Source organism: Paramagnetospirillum magnetotacticum MS-1, from assembly GCF_000829825.1.
GTDB lineage: Bacteria > Pseudomonadota > Alphaproteobacteria > Rhodospirillales > Magnetospirillaceae > Phaeospirillum > Phaeospirillum magnetotacticum.
This window is the reverse complement of the sequence record NZ_JXSL01000031.1, coordinates 1-21,472: the sequence shown is the minus strand read 5'-3', so window position 1 is coordinate 21,472 and position 21,472 is coordinate 1. Positions and strand designations below refer to the sequence as shown.

The following is a 21,472-nucleotide window of genomic DNA, read 5'->3' as shown; positions in this document are numbered from 1 at the left end:
CACTATTGCCGGGTGCCGGAGGTAAGGATGGCTTGGATTTTCGGTGGAAAGGCTGTTGCCAAGGTCGATATGGCTCCAGTCGAGGCTGCCAATGACCCCATGGCGTCACTCGCCCCTCTGGCCGCGGTCGAAGCGGCCCTGGATCAGCTCATTGCCGGGAAATACCATTCCATAACCGAGGGCACTTGCCCGCTTACCTCCAAGATCAAGGCTCTGGCCGTCAAGCTGGAAGCTCAGGCTCAGGCCAATCTGAAGCTGGATGTGGGCCTTTCGGTCAATGTCAACGAGGCGGTGACCAAGGCCGCGGGCATGATGCGCGATGTGGGCGAGGTGGATCGCCGGGCCCAGTCCATCGCCGTGGCCGCCGAGCAACTGGTCTCCAGCGTCGCCGAGATCGCCAGCACGTCGAAGGCGGCGGCCGAGGACGCCTCTGCCGCCGAGACGGTCGCCGAGGAAAGCCACACCGCCGCTGAACAGGCCATCGGCGCCATGGCCGCCATCGCCGAGGCGGTGCAGGCCGCCGCTGGCAAGGTGGATTCCCTGGCCGAGGCCTCGGTGCAGATCGGCGACATCGTCAATCAGATCGAGGACATCGCGTCCCAGACCAATCTGCTGGCCTTGAACGCCACCATCGAGGCGGCCCGCGCCGGAGAGGCGGGCAAGGGATTCGCCGTGGTGGCCAACGAGGTGAAGAATCTCGCTAACCAGACGGCGCGCGCCACAGTGGATATCCGCGCCCGCATCGAATCGCTTCGGGTCGAGATGGGCGAGATCGTCCGCACCATGCAAGACGGCGCCAGTGCCGTGGAGCACGGCAAGGAGGTCATCAGCACCACCAGCGACGGCATGGGTCGTCTGGCCTCCCAGGTGCAAGGCGTCTCGGTCAAGATGGCCCAGATCGCCGGTATCTTGAGCCAGCAGAGCGCCGCCTCGGCCGATGTCTCCGAAGGCGTGGGCGCCATCGCCGGGCTGTCGGCGCGCAACGTGGCCACCATCAACGACGTGGTCGACGAGATGGACGGCGCCTCCAAAGGCATTGTCGCGGCCTTGAACGAGATGGCGGCGCTGGAGATCGAGGACTTCACCCTGCATGTGGCCAAATCCGACCATATGCTGTGGCGCAAGCGGCTGGCCGACATGGTCGTGGGCCGCGAAGTGCTCAATCCCGATGATCTGGCCGATCATACAAAGTGCCGCCTGGGCAAGTGGTGCGCCGGTCTCTCGGACGAGACCATCTTGCGCCATCCGGCCTATGCCGCCCTGGAAGCCCCCCACCGGGACGTGCACAAGAATGGCATCGACGCGGCCCGCTGCTTCAAGAACGGCGACCTGGACGGGGCGCTGGCCGCCATCGCCCGTGCCGCCGACGCTTCGGTGGGCGTGATGAAGTGCCTGAACGATCTGGGTGATCGTCGGCGCTTTTAGATCGTCAGGCCCCGGATTCCGTTTGCCCCTGGGGGCCAAACGCGTTACATCGGGCACTGCCAGATAACCGCGCGGGCGTCGCTGCGACGCCCGCCCTTATGTTCCGGGTTGCGACACCAAAAGATGACCGAGTCCGCCAATCGGGCCCTGCTGCCCGCCGGCCTGCGCGACATGCTGCCCCCAGACGCGGAGTTTGAAGCCTCCGTCGTCCACAGCCTGATGAGCATGTTCGCCCGTCACGGCTATGACCGGGTCAAGCCTCCGCTGATCGAATTCGAGGAAAGCCTGCTGGACGGAGCGGGCGGCGGCACGTCGTCCCAGACCTTCCGGGTCATGGACCCCATGAGCCAGAAGATGATGGGACTGCGCGCCGACATGACGCCCCAGGTGGCCCGCATCGCCGCCACGCGTCTGGGCACCCAGCCCCGGCCCCTGCGCCTGTCCTATGCCGGTCAGGTTCTGCGGGTCAAGGGGACCCAGCTGCGCCCCGAACGCCAGTTCGGTCAGGCGGGAATCGAGCTGATCGGCTCCGACGAGGCCCGCGCCGATGCCGAGGTTCTGGTCATGACCGCCGAGGCTCTGGCCGAGATGGGCGTGCCCGGCGTCTCCGCCGATCTGGCCCTGCCCACCCTGGTGCCTGCGGTGTTCGCCGCCTACGGCATTTCCGGCGAGACGGCGGAACGCTTGCGCGCCGCGCTCGATCACAAGGACAGCGCCACGGTCGCCGCTCTGGGCGGTCAAGCCGCGCCTCTGCTTCAGGCTCTGATCGCCGCTGCCGGTCCGGCTGCCCGCGCCCTGAGCGAATTGGCCGCCCTGGATCTGCCGCCCGCTGCCGCCCGCGAACGCGACCGTCTGGCACAGGTGGTGGGACTGGTGGCTGCCGACCTTCCCAGCCTCACCCTGACGGTCGATCCTGTGGAAAATCGCGGATTCGAGTATCATACGGGACTGAGCTTCACCCTGTTCGCCCGCAATATGGGGGCTGAGCTGGGGCGTGGCGGACGTTATCAGGGCGGGGGGGGCGAACCGGCCACCGGTGCCACCTTGTTCATGGATTCCGTTCTGGCGGCGCTTCCCGGCCCAAAACCGGCCAGGCGGCTGTTCGTTCCGGCGGGAACGCCCAGGGCCTGGGCCCAGGCGTTCCGCGTCCAGGGCTGGGTGACCGTGTCGGGGCTGGTCCCCGCCGCCGATTCCAAGATCGAAGCAAAGCGTCAGGGCTGTGGGCATTGCCTCGGGCCTGATGGTATCGTCGAAGTCGAATAGGTTAGGGGACTTAAAGCTATGGCGAACGTGGCTGTGGTCGGCGCCCAGTGGGGCGACGAGGGCAAGGGCAAGGTCGTCGATTGGCTGTCCGAGCGCGCCGATGTGGTGGTGCGCTTTCAGGGCGGCCATAATGCCGGCCATACCCTGGTCATCAACGGCGTGACCTACAAGCTGTCGCTGCTGCCTTCGGGCGTGGTGCGCGGCAAGTTGTCCATTATCGGCAACGGCGTGGTGATCGACCCCTGGGCCCTGCTGGCCGAGATCGAGCGCATCCGTGCCCAAGGAATCGACGTTACCCCCAACGTGCTGAAGATCGCCGAGAATGCCTGTCTGATCCTGCCGCTGCACGCCCATCTGGACAAGGCGCGCGAAGAGGCCAGCGGCTCGGCCAAGATCGGCACCACTGGCCGTGGCATCGGCCCGGCTTATGAGGATCGGGTCGGCCGCCGCGCCATCCGGGTCTGCGATCTGGCCGACACCAAGGTGTTGGAAGCCAAGATCGCTACCTTGCTGCGCCACCACAATGCCTTGCTGCGCGGCCTGGGGGCCGCCGAGGTGGATGGGGCCGAACTGCTGGCCAAGCTGCTGGATGTGGCGCCCAAGATCCTGCCCTTCGCCGACGTGGTCTGGCAGCATTTGGACGAGGTGCGCCATACCAGGAAGCGCGTTCTGTTCGAGGGCGCCCAGGGCGCCATGCTCGACGTGGATCACGGCACCTACCCTTACGTCACCTCGTCCAACACCGTGTCGGGCAATGCCGGAACTGGTTCTGGCGTCGGGCCAGGGCAGGTGGGCTATGTGCTGGGCATTTGCAAGGCCTACACCACCCGCGTGGGCGAGGGGCCGTTCCCCACCGAGCTGTTCGACGAGATCGGCAAGTCCATCGGCGAGCGCGGCCATGAATTCGGCACGGTCACCGGCCGTCCGCGCCGTTGCGGCTGGTTCGACGCCGTCATGGTCCGTCAGGCGGTCAAGGTGGGCGGCATCACCGGAATCGCACTCACCAAGCTGGACGTGCTGGACGGCTTTACCGAGCTGAAGATCTGCACCGGCTACAAGCTGGACGGCAAGGTGATCCAGCATTTCCCGGCTTCCATGACCGGTCAGGCCGAGGTGGAGCCCATCTACGAGGTCATCCCCGGCTGGTCCGAAAGCACTCGCGGCGTGAGGTCGTGGAAGGACCTGCCCGCCACCGCCATCAAGTATATCCGCCGCATCGAGGAATTGATCGAGGCCCCGGTGGCGCTGCTGTCAACCAGTCCCGAACGCGAGGATAGCATCCTGGTGCATGATCCTTTCGCGACCTGATGATTGTAGGACGGCCTTTCCGCCTTTAGACTGAGAACAGTCCGGCCCCCAGCGGGGTCGGCCCATGGAAGGGGCAAATGTCGGAAATCGACGAGGCCGAGATCGAAACGGAAATCGATCCGGCCGAGGACGAGGGTGGCGATGAGGTCAGGGTGGAGGTGGTCAAACAGACCGGCCCGCCAGGGGTTCTGCGCGACCGCTATACCATCCGCTCCAACCAGCCATTGCCCGAATTGTCCACGCCGTCGGCCGATGCCTTCGTCGCCGAGGACAAGCGCGACCCCAACCGGGCGCTGTTCGGCCTGATCTGCAAACCGGAACTGCCGCCCCGGGTCAATGCCATGCGGGCGCTGAAAGGCGTGTCCTCGCCCGGATTGATGCAATTGGTGGAGTGGGGGCCCATGAACTGGCCGCCCGCTGGCCGCCAGTGCATGACTGTGGTCTACGAGCGCCCCGGCGGCGACCGGGTGATGGCCAATATGCGCTCGGACGTGCCGCGCATCGACGAGTACCAGATTTCCAAGCGGGTCATCGAGCCGCTGACCGCCGCCTTGAAGGAAATGGACGGACGCGGCGTTCCCCACCGTTCCATCCGGCCCACCAATCTGTTCTTCGCCGATGGCAATGGCGAGCGTCTGGCTTTTGGTGATTGTGTCTGCGCGCCCCCCGCTTTCGATCAGGCGGTGCTGTTCGAGACGGTGGAATCGGGCATGTGCACGCCCATCGCGCGGGGCAGCGGCGATCATACCGAGGATTACTACTCATTGGGCGTCACCATCGCCTTTCTGATCCTCGGACGCAATCCGGTGGCGGGGCTCTCCGACGACGCCATCCTGGGCATGAAGATCCAGCAGGGCAGCTACAACATGCTGATCGGCGACGAGCGCCTGCCTCTGCCGCTGATCGAATTGCTGCGCGGCCTTTTGTGCGATGACGGTTCCCAGCGCTGGGACGCCGAGGATCTGGACCTGTGGCTGTCGGGACGGCGCATGTCGCCCTTGCAGCCCAGGGGCGAAAAGCGCGCGGCGCGTGGCTTCCCCTTCATGGGAAAGGAATATTTCAACGGCCGCGAACTGTCCCAGGCCATGTCCAAGAACTGGGACCAGGCCATCCCTCCCGTGGTGGAGGGCAAGCTGGAACTGTGGCTGCGCCGCGCCGTGGAGGACAAGGACAAGGCCAATGTGGTGGCCGAGGTGGTGCGCATGGCGCTCAACTCGTCGACCGACAAGAAAAGCTCGACCGATCTGATGCTGTGCAAGGTCCTGATCCTGTTGGATCAGGCGGCCCCCATCCGCTACAAGGGTTTCAACGCCATGCCCGACGGTTTCGGCTCGGCCTTGGCGGCGGTGATGGCCAGCCGTGGCGATACAAGGTTGCTGACCGAGATCATCTTGCGCGAAGTGCCGCGCCTGTGGTTCGAGATGCGCGGCGAATACCAGCCCGACAATTCCTTGATGGAATCCAATTTCAAGGAATTGCGGTCCTATCTGTCACAGACCGGCATGGGGTATGGTCTCGAACGCTGCCTTTACGAACTGAACGATGCGCTTCCGTGCCAAAGCTCGTTGCTGGGCGAGGAATATGTGGTGGAGGTCAAAGAGCTCCTGCCTGCGCTGAATGCCGCGTCGTCCAAGCGGACCGACGGCAAGCAGATCCCGGTGGACCGCCATATCGCGGCCTTCCTGGGGGCGCGCATGCGCTCGGATATCGACCGCAATCTCACCGCGTTGGGCGATTCGAACCAGAGCGTGGCCATGATGGCGGCGCTGAACCTGTTTGCCGTGCTGCAATACCGGCTGGGACCTGAATCCCTGCCAGGTCTGGCGGCCTGGGTCGGCGCCATGATCGCGCCCATCGTCCAGGCCTTCCACGGACGGGAAAAGCGCAAAGAACTGGAAAAAGAGATTCCCCGGCTGGTCCGCAAAGGCTCGGTGGTGGAAATCTACAACCTGCTGGAAAACGCCGACGAGCGCGTGCGCGACGAGCAGGAGTTCGTCTTCGCCCAGGCGCAATACGCGGCCGCCGAGGATGAGATCAAGCATATCTTGATGGAAACAGAGGAGCGAAGCGCCGAGGCCGACAAGATCGGACGCCAGACTGCGGCCGTGGCCGGAATCCTGGTGGCCATGATCACGGCTTCCATTGTGGTAATATCGGCGGTTTTTTAGACGTATCACTCTGATCTTCGATGCCTGCCGCATTGCCATTACGGGGCGGTGGTGCCATGCTTCGGCCCATGGCAAAGAAGATGTCAGCAGTGGAACAGGCCCGCGCGGCCGCCGCGGCCAAAAAGGGCGGCGGTGGCGGAGGCGGGATCAACAAGGGCGTGGTCCTCATGGTCCTCGCCGCGCTTGTTCCCTTTTCCTTGCCCACCGTGGCTCTGTTGGGCTTCGGAATGCTTCCCACCCTGGCCTCCTGGGCGACCGAGAAGGGGCCCAACAAATACGCCTTCCTGTGCGTGGGCGGCCTGAATTTCGCGGGCGTGTTCCCCTATCTGTTCGGGCTGTGGTTCGGGGTCCACACCCTGGACGAGGCACTGCGCATGCTGACCGACCCCATCATGCTGATGACCGCCTATGGCTGTTCGGCCATCGGCTGGGGCATCTATGCCGCCATGCCGCCCATGGTGGCCAGCTATCTCTCCGCCAGCAGCCAGCGTCGGGTAAGCAGTCTCAAGGCCGCTCAGAAGAAGCTGATGGACGAATGGGGCGACGAAGTATCCAAGAAGGGCTGAGGCGAGGCGTCAGCCGCCTAAAGAATGGATGCCGCCGCTGCCTTTTCTGGGGCGTTTTGCCATCCTGGCGGCTATTGTCTTGAGCCGCCGAAATGTAGAGGCAGAGATTTGCCTCGTATCACCTAACCCTTAGTACACATTTGCCAACGGTGCGCTGCAACGTTATTGTAAGGTACTGTCAATTCAGGGAACCACCGTTGGGCTCCTGCATGTAATGGGGTCGGGCAATGATTAATTTGCGTATTGCGGGAAAGATATATCTCGCCGTTGCTATTTTGGTTGTTGCCGTGGCCGTGGTTGGCATCATGGGCCTGTCCACTCTCAGATCGTACAAGACCGTCGTCGACGAAATGGGCGATGTGTCGCGCAGCGCCGTTCTGGGGGAGCGGGTCAATGGTCTGATCCTGGCGGTCGTCATGGATTCGCGCGGTATCTACATGGCTCAGAGCCCGGCTGAATCCGAAAAATACGCGGTGCCGCTGCTCAAGAATCTCGACAAGCTTCGCTCGGTTCTCAAGGAATGGGGAGAACAATATCCCGCCGATAAGCGGGGCAATTTCGTAGAGGCGCAAAAGGCCGCCGAGGACTTCATCCGCTTTCGCACGGAACTGGTCCGGCTGTCGCGCGACGCGACCCTGCCCGAGGCGAGGGCCTTCGGCGACAACGACGCCAACCGCAAGGTCCGCGCGGCGCTGAACGACAAGATCAAGACGCTGGCTGCCGAGAATGAAAGTGACGTGGTCCGTCTGCGCGACATGGTCGTTTCGGAGTTCGGCACCCAGCAGGCCCGCCTGCTTGCCGTTTTGGTGCTTGGCCTGATTTTCGGCCTTGCCTGTGCCGCATTCGTGGCCCAGGCGAAGATTGTCTCTCCGCTTCGCCGCATCACCGCCGTCATGGAGACGCTGGCCGCGGGCGACTTCTCCGTCGAGGTTCCGTTCTCCGGGGCCAAGGACGAAATCGGAAGCATGGCCGGGGCAGTGGAGGTCTTTAAACGAAATGGCCTGGAAAACGAGCGCTTGCGCCTCGACCAGGACGAGGAACGCGCCCGCGCCGAACGTGACAAGAGCGCCGCGCTCGCGGCGGTGGCCGACCATTTCGAGGCCACCATCAAGGCCAAGGTGGCCGAGGTGGGCGTGTCTACCACCGCCATCGGCCGCACCGCGAACGCCATGGCCAAGCATTCCGAGCATAGCGGCGGCCATTCCATTTCGGTCGGCGATGCCGCCCGCAATACCAATGAGCGCGCCTCCGTGGTTTCGGCGGCGACCCGGCAACTGGCCTCGTCCGTCAATGAAATCGCCCAGCAGGTCAGTCAATCCAGCCATATCGCTCGTCAGGCGGTCGAAGATGTGGGCGCCACATCGGTCCATATGGAGGGGTTGTCGCAATCCGTGCAGGCCATCGGCGAGATCGTCAAACTGATCAACGATATTGCGGCGCAAACCAATCTGCTGGCGCTGAATGCGACCATCGAGGCGGCCAGGGCGGGCGAGGCGGGCAAGGGCTTTGCCGTGGTCGCCAACGAGGTGAAGAATCTCGCCAATCAGACGGCGCGCGCCACCGACGAGATCGCTCAGCAGGTGGGCGCGGTCCAGAACTCCACCCGTGAAATGACCGCCAGCATCCAGGGCGTTGCCGATACCATCCGTTCCATTGATCAGGTGACCTCGGCCATCGCAGGGGCCGTGCAGGAACAGGAGGCGGCGACTCAGGAAATCGCCAGCAATATCCAGGAAGTCGCGCACGAAGCCGAGGCGGTCTCGGATAACGTCACGACCCTGGCCAAGGCCTCGACCATGGCTTGTGCCGGTACGGTACGGGTGATCTGGAGCTCCAAGAGTCTCACCCAGGTGGTCCAGTCCCTGGACGACGAGGTGGAAAGCTTCCTGAAGAAAATCCGCAGCTAGCGGTTAGGCGAAAAATTGGGCCCGCCGCGATTTATCACGGGCCCCTTGTTCTTTCCGCACAGGAAAAAGCCCCCGATCATGGCCGGGGGCTTTTCTTTCTCGCGTCTAAAGGCCGTTACGCCCGATTCTGGGCCTCGGCCTGGGCGGAGGCCGTCTTAACCGATTTTTGCAGCTTCTCGAAGGCGCGGACTTCGATCTGGCGCACCCGCTCGCGCGAGATGCCGTAGCGCTGGGACAGGTCCTCCAGGGTGGCGGGGTCCTCGGTCAGGCGGCGCTGGATCAGGATGGCCCGTTCGCGGTCGTTGAGCGCCGCCAGGGCGCTGGTCAGCATGCCGCGGCGCTGGCCCATTTCCTCACGCTCTCCCAGTTCGGTTTCCTGGTCTTCGTGATCATCGACCAACCAGTCCTGCCATTCGCCCTCGCCCTCGGTGCGCACGGGCGCGTTCAGGGAGTGGTCGGGGCTGGACAGCCGCCGGTTCATGGTGATCACTTCGTCCTCGGTGACTTCCAGCTTGGTGGCGATCTTGGCCACGTTCTCGGCCGACATGTCGCCTTCCTCGATGGCCTGCATCTGCCCCTTGAGCTTGCGCAGGTTGAAGAACAGCTTCTTCTGGGCGGCGGTGGTGCCCATCTTCACCAGCGACCAGGAATGCAGGATGTATTCCTGGATGGCGGCGCGGATCCACCACATGGCGTAGGTGGCCAACCGGAAGCCCCGTTCGGGATCAAAGCGGCGCACCGCCTGCATCATGCCGACATTGCCCTCGCTGATCAGCTCGCCCAGCGGCAAACCGTAACCGCGATAGCCCATGGCGATCTTGGCCACAAGGCGCAGATGGCTGGTCACCAGCCGATTGGCGGCGGGCAGGTCGCCGTGTTCACGGAAGCGCTTGGCCAGGAGGTACTCTTCCTCCGGCGGAAGCATGGGAAACTTGCGGATGTCTTGAAGGTAGCGCGTCAGATTGCCTTCGGGCGCGAGCGACAGACTGGAAGCGATTGCCGTCATCGTCTCATCTCCTCTTTCGGCGCGGAGGGTTTTCCCTCGTTATCGGATCGGACCCGTCATGGGCGATCCTTCGTCACCGGCTGATGAGACGATAATGTCATAGCGACAGGCTCAAGTATAGGTGTTTTTTATAGAACCTCTAAAAACCGCATCAATGCATTGATATCTGCTGGTATAGGGCTTTCGAAGCGTACTTCATATCCTTTAGTAGGGTGCGAAAAACCAAGTAGATAGGCATGAAGCGCCTGGCGCGGAAATGTGGTCAGGGACTCCTTGACCTCCGGTGGTAGGACCACTTTGCGGCTACCGCGAATGCGCCCATAGACCGGATCGCCGATCAGGGGGTGGCCTTGGGCCGTCATGTGGACGCGGATCTGGTGGGTACGCCCGGTGGCCAGGCGGCATTCCACCAGGCTGACGGCGCCGCCGGCAAAGCTCTTCAGCACGCGATAGCGGGTCAAGGCCGGTTTACCCCCGCTTTTGACCACGGCCATCTTCTTGCGGTCATTGGGATTGCGTCCGATATTGCCCTCGATCTCGCCCTGGCGGGGCGATGGCGTGCCCCAGACCAGCGCCCAATAGGCCCGTTCCAGGCTGTGTTCTGCGAATTGGGCGGCCAGTCCCCGGTGGGCGGCGTCGGTCTTGGCGGCGACCAGCAGGCCGCTGGTGTCCTTGTCGATGCGGTGCACGATGCCGGGGCGCTTTACGCCGCCGATCCCGGCCAGGGACTCGCCGCAATGGGCCAGCAGGGCGTTGACCAGGGTCTCGTCGGGATTGCCGGGGGCGGGGTGGACCACCATGCCAGCCGGTTTGTCGATGACGATCAGGTCCTCGTCCTCATAGACCACCGAAAGCGCGATGTCCTGAGCCTCCGGTTCGGCCGGAGCGTCGGGTGGCACCTCGACCGTGAAGCATTGGCCGGGTTTGACCCTCAGCGAGGCGTCGGATATGGTCGTCGCATCCAGGCTGACCCGCCCATCCTCGATCAAAGCCTTGATGCGGGTGCGCGACAGTTCGGGCAGGCGAGCCGCCAGCCAGCGGTCCAGGCGGGTAGCGGCTTCCTCGGGCTCGACGGCGGGTGGGGTCAGGCGCTGGGTCACGGAAGGGTCCATGGGCAAACAGGGATTGAAGCGGGGATCATGAGAGCGATCAAGGGATTGGTGCTGTTCCTGGGTGTCTTGCTGCTGGCTGGCTTGGGCGTCCTTGGCTATGGGCTTTACAGCAAAGCGCCGGGGAAGGGAACGCCCTCGGCGGCTTTGGGGCGCGCAGCCGCGGCGCCCGTCGCCGAATTCGGACAGCTTGCGGTGCCGATTCCCGCTGGGTCGCGCGTCGAGCAGATGATGGTGGCGGGCGAGCGGGTGGTGCTGCGCATGACCGGCGGTGGGCCCGAACGCATTGTGGTCCTCGACCCCAATTCGGGCAAGGTGGCGGGCGGCTTCGTCCTGACGCCCGAACCCGCCGTCCGCTGAACGCCATGCTGGTCCTCACGGCCCAGCAAATGGCGTCCATCGCCGCCGCCGCCGAAGCGGCCTGGCCGGGCGAGGGCTGTGGTCTCTTGATCGGTAAAGGCCGACGGGTGGTGACCGTAACCCAGGTCATGAATGCCGAGAATCTTCTCAAATCCGAGGGCAATGACCGCTTCGAACTGGATCCGGCGGCCCGCTTCGCCGCCGAACGCGCCGTGCGCGGTACGGATCGGCGGGTGATCGGCCATTGGCACTCCCATCCCGACGGCAGTGCCAAACCCTCCGCCACCGATATGGCCCAGGCCTGGGAGCCGGATATGATCTGGCTCATCGTCGGTACCGCCGCCCATGGCGAGGGGCATCCCCAGACCGTGCAGATGCTGGCCCACCGCCTGGAGCGCGATACCGGCCGGGTGTTTCCCATCCGCATGGAATTGGCGGAAAAAAGAGCTTGCCAGGGGGCCCGCTTTCCGACATAAAGCGGGCCTCGCGCCTCTTGCGTCCCCATCGTCTAGAGGCCTAGGACACCGCCCTCTCACGGCGGTAACCGGGGTTCGAATCCCCGTGGGGACGCCAACTTCCAAAATAGCTGAAATTTCAATGGGTTGCTGATGCGCCGAGATGCGGCGTTTCGTGCTCTGTGTACCATGTCCGCGCCACAGACCGCAAGGACAGGCCCATTTGTGGCTCCGCCACCCACCCTCTTCTCTAAATCGAAGTCCTAGAAGTTCCGACACACGCTGGCCCGGATGGCGGCTGATCCGCGCCGTGCTACCGTTCATCCTTGGAGAGGGGCCGCATCTGACTGTACAATCTGTAAAAGGGGTCGTATACTAAATATACGATCAGTATCCAGTTACCAGAGTAAGCAGTTATGCGCCAAGCTATTGCCTATACACGCGTTTCTACAAAAGGACAGGGAGACAATGGCATCGGCCTTGATCTCCAAGAGACACAGATACGTGCCTATGCCAAAGCAAGTCGGATTCAGCTCCTCGATGTCTTAAGAGAAGTCGAAACCGGCACAGGTGAAACCGGCATCAATGACCGTCCTGTCCTACAAGAAGCTATATCGACGGCTCGCAGGCTTGGCATACCAATTATCGTTTCCAACTTGGATCGCCTTACCCGGAACACAGACGCTTTGTTGGCGTTCTTGGCTGATGAAGGCGTCAAACTGATCGCCTTGAACGTGGGGCGCTCCAAAAAGGAGCTTATGATCGTTGACGCGGCCCGAGCGCAACGTGAAGTTGAATTGATCAGTGAGCTCACAAAAGTGGCTCTGAAAAAGAAGAAGGCCGACGGCTACAAGCTTGGCAATCATACGAACCTTGATGAGGCTCGTGAGCGCAGCGGCGTGGTTCGTTCGCAGGATGCAGATGAAAGAGCTCGGCAGCTTGCTCCGGTGATCGCAGAGCTCAAAGAGGCTGGTATCAAATCGCTACGCAAGATGGCTGCAGCGCTTAATGAGCGAGGCATCAAGCCCGCACAGGGTGGCACATGGAGCTTTGGTTCGGTGAAGAACGTGATCAGCCGTTTGGAAGCTATGCAGTCCGGTGACGTTTCTGAATCCACGATGCCAGAGAAGCAAGCTGACACAGCGACGGATCAAAAGCCCTGCGCCGTATGGGGCAGTTGGTAGATGGGTGCATCGCCAATCGCGTTTTTAGACTCGCTGGCGGTCGATGGGCACGCTGGGGCACACCCCTACCAGCGGCCATGAAGTTGACTCCTATGACTCTGAAAACGGCTTTGCCGAACCATCCTGATAAACGGTCAGAGCGGGCCGTCACATCGTTAGAGCTCTCGTGCGATTTGCCCTTGTAGGTAACCGGTTGGCACTACCATGTGCCCCAGAGAGGTGACTTCTTTTTCATCTCGGCGACATCAGGATTGGCTGACGGTGACGTGTCTTCGAGCTCCGTCTCGACCTCGCGCAGATGCGCGATCTTCTCGGTAAGCCTCAGTACCGTCTTGATGCGCTGGCGGAAACGCCTCGCGACCGTCTTTGGCATCTTATCAGCTGTAGTGCCAACCGCGATATCGTCATTCAGATCGCTGGGAACATCATCTCCGAACTCCCGGTTCAAAGCGTCTCGAGCGTCACACAGTTCCTGGTCGGAAACGCTGATGGCTGCGCTGATGGTGCGACATTGACCAAGCGCCACTACAACGTCCTGAACGACCTTTCCGGCGTCCCGACGCGACCTAACCACTTGATAGTAGCTCGTTCCCTTCGACTTCTTTTCGCGAATAAACATCGGATTTCTCAGTTGGCACTACTCGGTTACGGCCAAGCAATTTAATATACTACGTGTGGTTGGCACTACAGTTCTAACTTCCCGGAAATTCACCGTTTCTTCACCGGCCAGTACGAAATCGGTGAAGTTGCCTCGGCTGGGATACGATGGACGCATCACTCCATACGCATGGCCGCTATTCCCATCCAGGACGCTGCCAGAGTCAATCCGACACCAGCAGCAGCGGTGGACAGCAGCTGGACCGAAAATACAGGCTGGTGACTTGGGAGCGGGCTTGACCGTAATGCCCGCCAATGCAGGATGAGTTGGTCAATGCCGTATTCGCCCCACAATGAGTTGCTCCAGTCGCTCCACCCGTGCAAACAAGTGCCAAGATCGATCCATCAGGCTGCGAAATCCCGATGGGAGGCTGGTGTCCTCTTCAGCACTTCGATCCATGCAAACATCGGCGTAGGTAAGGCGCCTCTCCTCGGCCAAAGCCTGCTCTGGGGTCAGCTCACCAGTGTGAACTGCCTTTTGAACCATCAGCCACGCCATAACCTGCGTCAGGCGGGAGGTGATGCGCATTGCTTCGCAGTTCAGCCGTAGGCCAACCATATTGCCAAGGCGCTTACGGTCACGACGTTCGCAGTGCCGCATATAGTTCCGGGCCTCGACCAGGAGGTCCATGGTCTCATCGAACGTTCCTCGAAAAAAAGCCGCTTCCTGCATCGGCAGTCTCCCCAGGCTGATTAGCCATTGCGGACCTTTGCGACGAAATCCCCGACCAATCGACGGAGCGACGCGGACTCCGAAGACAGCTTCTGCGCAGCACAGAGAACCATAGCCGAGGACTGTCCGGTTTCACTGGCAGCCGATGTGACGCCGCCGATGTTGCTGGAAACCTCTTGGGTGCCTCTGGCAGCCTCTTCTACGTTGCGGGCGATCTCCTGCGTTGCCGCTGATTGCTGCTCCACGGCAGATGCAATCGCCGAAGAGATCTCGTCAATCCGGCCGATGGTTGAATTGACGCTTTGGATTGCATCGACGGCACGACCCGTTTCGGTCTGAACGGTATTGATCTGTTGTGCGATCTCGTCGGTGGCTCGTGCGGTCTGGTTGGCAAGGCTCTTGACCTCGTTGGCAACCACGGCGAAACCCTTGCCAGCCTCACCTGCACGAGCAGCCTCAATGGTCGCGTTCAAGGCGAGTAGGTTGGTCTGGCTTGCAATGTCGTTGATGAGTTTGACAACTTCGCCAATTCGTCCGACCGCTTCAGACAGTCCATGGACGATTGCATCCGCGTGAGACGCCTCATCAACAGCATCGCGTGAAACGCGTGCCGCATCGCTCACCTGCCGACCAATCTCCGAAACCGAGGCGGATAGCTCCTCTGCGGCGGCGGCAACGGTCTGAACATTGGCACTTGCTTGTTCCGAGGCGGCGGCCACGGCATTTGCCTGGGCAGAAACCTGCCCGGATAGAGAGGACATGGTTTGGGCCGTCAGTTCCATATCAGAAGATGCGCCAGCAACATTGTCCACCACCGTGGCGACGCTGGACTCGAACTCTCCGGCTAAGCGCTGCATTTCCGAACGAAGCTGCTGATCAGCCCGGTGCTTGGCGTCGGCTGCCTCTGCCTCGACGCGAGATTTGTCGATGGCATTGCACTTGAAAACCTCGACCGCACGGGCAATCTGCCCGGTCTCATCTTTTCGCTCAGTGCCGAACACGTTGATTGAGGTATCGCCTTTGGCGAGGCTCTGCATGACCGAGGTAATCTGGTGAATGGGCACGGAAACCGAACGAGCAATCAGGATCGACAGCACCACGCCGAGAATAATGCCGAGGCCCACGAGGCTGAAGCTGACGGTCCGATCAGATGCATAATTAGCCTCTCCCTCCAAGAAGGACGCGTTGGCTTCTTCTCGCTGGTAGTCCATCAGTTTGCGGAGGGGAGTGGCGGCCTTGCGAAACTGGTCTGTTCCCGGTCCCAACAAATCGATCCGCGCACCTTCCAGGTCACCGGCAGAGATGCGGTCCCAATTGGCAGTCAGGTAGACGCGATATGACTTGAACCCAGCCTCAGCGTCCCGAGCCAGGGCCGCCTCTTGAGCAGTCATCTGGGAAGATGCATAGCTCCCCCACGCCTTGTCCAGATCACTCATCTGCTTTTTGAACTCGTCCCTCAGCGCCGCCACCTTGGCAGAGTCGCGCTCCACCGTGGCACTGACCGTCCGGATGCGGATGCGATGGAGGGCATCGACGACCCCGGAAAGGTCGCTAAGCGCCTTGGTGGTGTCCTGGGCGACCCCTTTGAAGCTGTCGTGCATTCGACTCAACCCGTGAATGCCGAACCCACTGGTGGCGATCAAGATCGTCAGCATAATGGCGGTCAGAGCGGTCAGCCGCCGAGCAATGTTCCAGTGGAAATCCATCACATCCCCCAGGGAAGCCACATTAGACCTAAGCAGGTAGAGTGCTTTTTAGAAAAATTCCACTGATACTATGGCTTATGTATGTCGGCAAAGAAATAAGGTGATTACCTGATGTGCGCATCCCTTGGCTGGCGGTGGACCTGGGGCTGGTGCTTGCGACCTCAACAGATTGATGCAACAACCCACCGACATCACACCGACATTCCCAGCCAGGACGTCGCCAGAGCCGATCCGATCACCGGCAGCAGCGGGTGACAGCAGATGATACCCAAAACCTGCCATGGGTCTCGGGAGTGGGATGACGGCGCATCTCATGTGGTGTCGCATGGGACGCGGCAAAATTTAAACTGAAGGGCGGTTGTCGGAGGTAGGGCGGTCACCCACCGCGCCGGGGCCAACCGGCTCTACCTGACCAAATCTGGACGTCCAGACAACCACAGCGCAAACGCGCGAGGCCGTTGTTGTCGCAAAAACACTTTAGTATTACCATATGAGCTACTTCAGGTTCTTTGAGCTTAAAATGGTTATGAGAAGCGAGCGTCCCGTCGTTCTTATCGTCGACGACGTTGCCGAGAACCTCCAAGTTCTTGGCGAGTTATTGCAGCCATCATATTTGGTTAAGGTGGCGACGTCCGGCGAGCGTGCGTTAAAAATCGCCTCAACCTATCCACAACCCGACCTCATTCTGCTCGATGTGATGATGCCGGTTATGGATGGCTATGAGTGCCTTCGGCGGCTCAGGGAAAATCCCGAGACGCGAAAGATCCCAGTGATTTTCGTGACCGCGCTGGATAGCACGGAGGATGAGCGTAAAGGGCTGGACTTGGGCGCGGTGGACTACATCACGAAGCCGATCCGTCCGGCCATCGTCGAAGCGCGGGTCCGTAATCATTTGGATATGAAGGCAACGCGCGATTGGCTGTATGACCAAAATGTCGTTCTTGAAGCGGAATTGAGTCGTCTCCTGGAAATACTCGCGCACCACTTGCAGGAGCCGGTTCGGCGCCAGTTCACCTTCGCCCAATTGCTGCAGCGCTCACTGCCGAAGCCATTGAATGAAGCCGCTGAAATGTCCCTGGCACAGATAATGGACGGGGCTGTACGGCTGCGGACCATGCTTCATGACGTCGTGCTGTATCTCGCGGCCTGCCAGGCTCCAGATCCTTCCGCGCTCTGTGATGCGGAAAATGCCCTCAATATCGCCATCAGACAGGTTGACCACCGGCTAGAAGATGCCGGGGGCAAGATCACTCGAGCTGAAATGCCGTCCGTTTGGCTGAACTCTGACCAACTGACTGCGATTTTCAGGGCGCTTATCACCAATGCCATCGATTACCGAGATCCGGAGCGCGACCTCCACATTACCATCATGGTAAATCTCGATGGATCCGATGTTGTCTTTTCGGTTGCCGACAACGGCATAGGAATACCATGTGAATTCCGTGATCGAGTATTCTGGTTGTTTGAACGGCTTCATGCTGATTTTAACAGGCCCGGAACGGGCATCGGCCTTGCCCTAGTAAAGAAAATTGTCGAAGCCGCAAGGGGCCGAGTCTGGATTGAAGATGGTGATGAGTGGGGGGTGAAAATATGCTTTTCACTGCCTCGCCGAACCGAATAGACTATCTCGAAAGTTTATGGTTAGGCGACTTGCCATGGGGATGGCTATGACAAGGATTCACCTATGGACCAGGACTCGGGCCCGCATCCGCTGACAAGCGTCCTGATCGTTGACGACACCCCACAGAATCTGACCATCTTGGGGGAGCTTCTCCAGCCGTTGTACCAAGTCCGCGTCGCCAATTCGGGCGAGCGTGCTTTAAGGATAGTCGGCTCAACTCCTCGCCCAGACATCATTTTATTGGATGTCATGATGCCCGGCATGGACGGATACGCCGTCCTTGAACGCCTCCGCTCGGATCCCGAGACACATGACATTCCTGTGATCTTCATCACCGCCATGAATGCCACAGAGGATGAGGAGCGTGGCTTTGCTTTGGGGGCGGTCGATTACATCACCAAGCCGATCGTCCCCGCGATCGTGCTGGCGCGGGTCCGCACCCATCTCGAGCTCAAGCGCGCGCGCGACCGGCTGTCCAGCCAGAATGACTGGCTGGAGCAAGAGGTCGCCCGGCGCATGAGCGAAAATCTGCTCATCCAGGATCTCAGTGTCCGCGCCCTGGCTTGCCTTGCAGAAGCCCGAGATAACGAGACCGGCCATCATATCATTCGGACGCAGGCCTATGTCGATCTCTTGGCCCGCCGCCTTGCCAATCACGAGCGCTTCCACCAAGCCTTGGTCGGCCCCCGGCTCGGTATGGTGGTTAAGGCTGCGCCGCTGCACGACATTGGCAAGGTTGGTATTCCTGATGCAATTCTGCTCAAGCCTGGGCGGTTAACGCCTGACGAATTCGAGGTGATGAAGACGCATCCGGCTATCGGCGCTGACGCTATTAGCCGTGCCATGGATCAGGCATTGGCGCAGGCCGACAACAAGATGGCAGCCCAAGCCGGCGAGGCATTCTCATTCCTCAAAGTCGCGCATGAGATTTCCATCGGCCATCATGAGAAATGGGATGGCAGCGGCTATCCAACGGGCCTGAGCGGCGAGGCCATCCCAGTTTCGGCCCGACTTATGGCTCTGGCCGACGTCTTCGACGCCCTGATTTGCAGACGGGTCTATAAGGCGGCAATGAGCATCGAGGACGCCACCGCGATCATAGCCGAGGGACGCGGCCGACATTTCGATCCCGATGTGGTCGACGCCTTCCTGTCGCGCCGCGATGACTTTGTTGAAATCGCTCGCCGTCACGCGGATCCCGAGCAGGGGGAGTAATAGCGATGAAGATCACTGTTCACATGGCCATTGCCCTGTTTGTGGCGACAGCCGTCCTCGTTCCAGTCGCCGCCGATGCCGACGCTACTGGCGCGGCTCCGGCCGAGGCGGCAAAGTTTAAGGAGATCACCGCCACCAAGGAGACCTTGGAGCAGTTGCGCCGGGGAGGCTGGGTGCTTTATATGCGCCATGGCCGCACGGACAACACCAAGCCGGATCGCTATCCCTCCGTCGATCTCAACGACTGCTCCACGCAACGGCCGCTGACTGAGGATGGGCTGAAAATGGCGGCCGAAGTCGGCGAGGAGGTTCGAAAGGCCCGCATCCCCGTTGGAGAAATCCGCATCAGCCCGCTATGCCGGGTCAAGGACACGGTGGCGGCAGCTTTCCCAAATCAAGCGTTCACACTCGACAATGAGTTGCTGTACACGGCGAATTTGACGGACGTCGAAAAGCAGCCAATCATCGCTAATACCCGCCGCCTTCTTTCAACGCCAGTCGCCAATGGTGTGAATCGGCTCCTGATCGCCCATGCGCCGAACCTGATGGACCTGATCGGTTATTTCCCCAAGGAAGGAACCCTGGTGGTGTTTCGTCCTAAGGGAAACGGTGAGTTTGATTATATCGCCAGCATTCCGCCGACTTTGTGGCCTAGCCTGCAACATTAGCCTTTTCGGTGACAGCATGAGTTTCCGTCCCGCCCGGATGTCGCCCTATCTGGTGATCTTTCTTGCGCCGGTTATTGTGATTACGATCTTGGCTGGCGCCCTGAATCTCAGCTCCTTTCATAGCCTTAGAGAAAGCCAGAGGGAAGTTAGCATCCTGCAGGGCCGGGAATTGGAGCGGGTTTCTTCGGCCACGCATATCAATGAAGAGGTCGCCAGCATCCAGCGCATGGTCGGATCGATGCTGGAAATGGCGAGTGACGGCAAGCTCGACGAGGCTGCGACCTATCGCGTCCATAGCGAGGTGGTCAATCGTTTGGCCGACCTGGAGAAATTACTTCCAAATCTGCGGCTTGACGCCGGATCACTGAATGAAGTCGAAGACACCAGGATCGATTTTGACGCCTACCGAAAGTTCATCATCCAGGCGACAGACCTCGCCGCCGTCGATCCTCCGGGGGCAATGAAGTTCGCCTATCAGGCGGCCAACAGCTATCTCGCGCTGTCCGAGCACACCCATGCCATCGCGCGGGCCGTCGCCGAGGAGGCGGCTCGTCATGGAGAAGCGCAGTCAGCCAGCTTTGAGGGGCAGGCGGCGCGCATCATGGCGAATGGGGGAATCCTGATTGGGGCGCTGCTGATTCTTTGGGTTCTGGTAGGAAGCTGGGTGGCGCGGCGTGTATCCAGCCTGAGTTCGGCGCTTAACGATCTGGCGCAAGGCGATGTCGCCTCGGCCTCTTTGCCCGAAGTCCAACGGATCAGCGCGAACCGCCACAGCATATTGCGGGACATGGCCCAAGCCATCCTTGCATTTCGGGATGCTCTGGTGTCGCGGGAAAAGTCGCAGGCCGAACTCCGCAAGCTTTCCCTGGTTGTCGAGCAAAGCCCGAATCCAGTCGTGATCGCCGACCTCAATGCCAAGATCGAATACGTGAACGACGCCTTCATCCGAAACTCGGGTTACAGCCGGGAAGAGGTGATTGGCCGCAATCCCCGCATCCTCAAATCAAAGAGGACGCCAAATTCGACCTACAGAGCCATGTGGGAGGCATTGACGAGAGGGGAAACCTGGTCAGGGGAATTTACCAATCTTACCCGGGACGGGCGGGAACGGATCGAGATGGCAACCATCGTTCCCCTTCGCCAGTCCGATGGGCGCGTCAGTCACTATGTTGGAATCAAGGAGGACGTAACTGAGAAGAAGAAGCAAGAGGATACATTAAGAAAGCTTTTTCTGGCGGTTGAACAAAGTCCAGAAAGCATTGTTATAACGGATCTTGAGCCAAAGATTGAGTACGTCAACGGCGCGTTTGTCCGCAACACGGGTTTCAGCCGCGATGAGGTGATCGGCAGTAACCCTCGTGTTCTTCAGTCTGGCCTAACTCCTCCAGAAACATTCAAGGATATGTGGGCGAAGTTGAGCCAAGGTGAGTCTTGGCACGGCGAACTTGTCAATCGCCGCAAGGACGGCAGCGAATATGTCGAATTCGCCCATATCGCCCCGGTCCGTCAGGCGGATGGCGAAATCACCCATTACCTTGCAATCAAGGAAGACGTCACCGACAAAAAGCGGATGATGCGGGAGTTAGAGCTTCACAAGGATCACCTTGAGCTGATGGTCGCAGAGCGGACCAACGCTCTCTCCATTGCCAATCAGGAACAGAAGGCGATCTTTGACGCATCCGGGGTCGGCATTGCTCTCATCCGGGAGCGGGTCGTTATTCGTTGCAATCGAAGTCTCGACAAAATGTTCGGCTACGGCCTCGGGGAGTTGGAGGGGCAACAGACCCGTGTTTGGTATCTGGATGATGACGACTGGGAGCGGCTTGGGCATGAGATCTACGAGCAGGTTGGGCAAGGCGAAACCTACGAATGCGATCAGCAGTTTCGCAAGAAGGACGGCTCGCCGTTCTGGACCCGACTTGCGGTGCAGGCCCTCAATGCCGCCGCGCCCAACGAAGGCATTGTCGCCATTTTCGAGGACATAACCGATGAGCGCAAATCCGCCGAAGCGTTGCGGTTGGCCTTTGCAGAACAGCAGGCAATCCTGGACTCGGCGACCTCCGGCATCGTCCTGATTAAAAATCGGATCCTGGAGCGCTGCAATCGAAAGCTCCACGAGATCTTCGGCTGGCCCGATGGCGAGATGGTCGGGAAGCCCAAGCGGATCTGGTACGCCGACGA

General features: G+C 60.7%; 18 protein-coding genes and 1 tRNA gene. 14 read left to right on the top strand and 5 right to left on the bottom strand.

From position 1 onward, the window contains the following. The first annotated feature begins 27 nt into the window (after positions 1–27). From CCC_RS19040 to CCC_RS22995, 6 genes are all read left to right on the top strand, one after another. The gene (locus CCC_RS19040; protein WP_041042680.1) at positions 28–1,425 is read left to right on the top strand and encodes a methyl-accepting chemotaxis protein; all 1,398 of its coding nucleotides are present in this window, start codon (positions 28–30) and stop codon (positions 1,423–1,425) included. Positions 1,426–1,548: 123 nt separating this feature from the next. Next, entirely contained in the window at positions 1,549–2,688 is a 1,140-nt protein-coding gene (locus CCC_RS19035; protein WP_009869994.1) for an ATP phosphoribosyltransferase regulatory subunit, read from the top strand. An 18-nt stretch (positions 2,689–2,706) separates the two neighbouring features. Then, positions 2,707–3,996, top strand: coding sequence for an adenylosuccinate synthase (locus CCC_RS19030; RefSeq protein ID WP_009869995.1), 1,290 nt, complete (start codon positions 2,707–2,709; stop codon positions 3,994–3,996). Between the two features lie 77 nt (positions 3,997–4,073). Beyond that, on the top strand, positions 4,074–6,164 hold the full coding sequence (locus CCC_RS19025) for a serine/threonine-protein kinase (RefSeq protein ID WP_009869996.1): 2,091 nt from the start codon (positions 4,074–4,076) through the stop codon (positions 6,162–6,164). 68 nt (positions 6,165–6,232) lie between these two features. Then, the gene (locus CCC_RS19020) at positions 6,233–6,730 is read left to right on the top strand and encodes a hypothetical protein (protein ID WP_041042678.1); all 498 of its coding nucleotides are present in this window, start codon (positions 6,233–6,235) and stop codon (positions 6,728–6,730) included. Between the two features lie 287 nt (positions 6,731–7,017). Further along, a complete protein-coding gene (locus CCC_RS22995) occupies positions 7,018–8,637 on the top strand; it encodes a methyl-accepting chemotaxis protein (protein WP_009869998.1) in 1,620 nt (539 codons plus the stop codon). A gap of 115 nt (positions 8,638–8,752) precedes the next feature. On the opposite strand, the gene rpoH is transcribed toward CCC_RS22995, so the two are convergent. Then, a complete protein-coding gene (rpoH, locus tag CCC_RS19010; protein WP_009869999.1) occupies positions 8,753–9,643 on the bottom strand; it encodes an RNA polymerase sigma factor RpoH in 891 nt (296 codons plus the stop codon). Between the two features lie 128 nt (positions 9,644–9,771). Further along, positions 9,772–10,743, bottom strand: a complete 972-nt coding sequence (locus tag CCC_RS19005; RefSeq protein WP_082036691.1) for an RluA family pseudouridine synthase — start codon at positions 10,741–10,743, stop codon at positions 9,772–9,774. Positions 10,744–10,782: 39 nt separating this feature from the next. Between CCC_RS19005 and CCC_RS19000 the strand changes: the two genes are divergently transcribed. The 4 genes from CCC_RS19000 (at position 10,783) to CCC_RS18985 (ending at position 12,751) form a co-directional block, all read left to right on the top strand. Further along, positions 10,783–11,112 carry a hypothetical protein gene (locus tag CCC_RS19000; RefSeq protein ID WP_009870001.1) on the top strand — a complete coding sequence of 110 codons (330 nt, stop codon included), beginning with the start codon at positions 10,783–10,785 and terminating at the stop codon, positions 11,110–11,112. 5 nt (positions 11,113–11,117) lie between these two features. Next, a complete protein-coding gene (locus CCC_RS18995) occupies positions 11,118–11,588 on the top strand; it encodes a M67 family metallopeptidase (RefSeq protein ID WP_009870002.1) in 471 nt (156 codons plus the stop codon). 21 nt (positions 11,589–11,609) lie between these two features. Further along, positions 11,610–11,685 (top strand) — tRNA-Glu (locus tag CCC_RS18990). Positions 11,686–11,983: 298 nt separating this feature from the next. Continuing rightward, positions 11,984–12,751 carry a recombinase family protein gene (locus CCC_RS18985; protein WP_052473354.1) on the top strand — a complete coding sequence of 256 codons (768 nt, stop codon included), beginning with the start codon at positions 11,984–11,986 and terminating at the stop codon, positions 12,749–12,751. A 199-nt stretch (positions 12,752–12,950) separates the two neighbouring features. Here CCC_RS18985 and CCC_RS18980 read toward each other — a convergent pair whose 3' ends face one another. The 3 genes from CCC_RS18980 to CCC_RS18970 form a co-directional block, all read right to left on the bottom strand. After that, complete coding sequence (locus CCC_RS18980) at positions 12,951–13,370, bottom strand: hypothetical protein (RefSeq protein WP_041042675.1); 420 nt, start codon at positions 13,368–13,370, stop codon at positions 12,951–12,953. A gap of 309 nt (positions 13,371–13,679) precedes the next feature. Next, positions 13,680–14,081 (bottom strand): DUF1465 family protein, encoded by a 402-nt coding sequence (locus CCC_RS18975; protein WP_041042673.1) that lies wholly within the window; start codon positions 14,079–14,081, stop codon positions 13,680–13,682. A gap of 20 nt (positions 14,082–14,101) precedes the next feature. Further along, a complete protein-coding gene (locus tag CCC_RS18970) occupies positions 14,102–15,787 on the bottom strand; it encodes a methyl-accepting chemotaxis protein (protein ID WP_041042671.1) in 1,686 nt (561 codons plus the stop codon). A gap of 490 nt (positions 15,788–16,277) precedes the next feature. Here CCC_RS18970 and CCC_RS18965 point away from each other — a divergent pair, with 490 nt between their 5' ends. The 4 genes from CCC_RS18965 to CCC_RS21360 all read left to right on the top strand — a co-directional run. Further along, positions 16,278–17,408: a sensor histidine kinase gene (locus CCC_RS18965; RefSeq protein ID WP_041042669.1), complete on the top strand. Its 1,131-nt coding sequence runs from the start codon at positions 16,278–16,280 to the stop codon at positions 17,406–17,408. A 63-nt stretch (positions 17,409–17,471) separates the two neighbouring features. Beyond that, entirely contained in the window at positions 17,472–18,623 is a 1,152-nt protein-coding gene (locus tag CCC_RS18960) for a response regulator (protein WP_041042667.1), read from the top strand. 5 nt (positions 18,624–18,628) lie between these two features. Then, positions 18,629–19,291 (top strand): histidine phosphatase family protein, encoded by a 663-nt coding sequence (locus CCC_RS18955; protein WP_009867752.1) that lies wholly within the window; start codon positions 18,629–18,631, stop codon positions 19,289–19,291. A 16-nt stretch (positions 19,292–19,307) separates the two neighbouring features. Then, on the top strand, positions 19,308–21,472 hold a 2,165-nt coding region (locus CCC_RS21360), incomplete at its 3' end, for a PAS domain S-box protein (protein WP_152619812.1).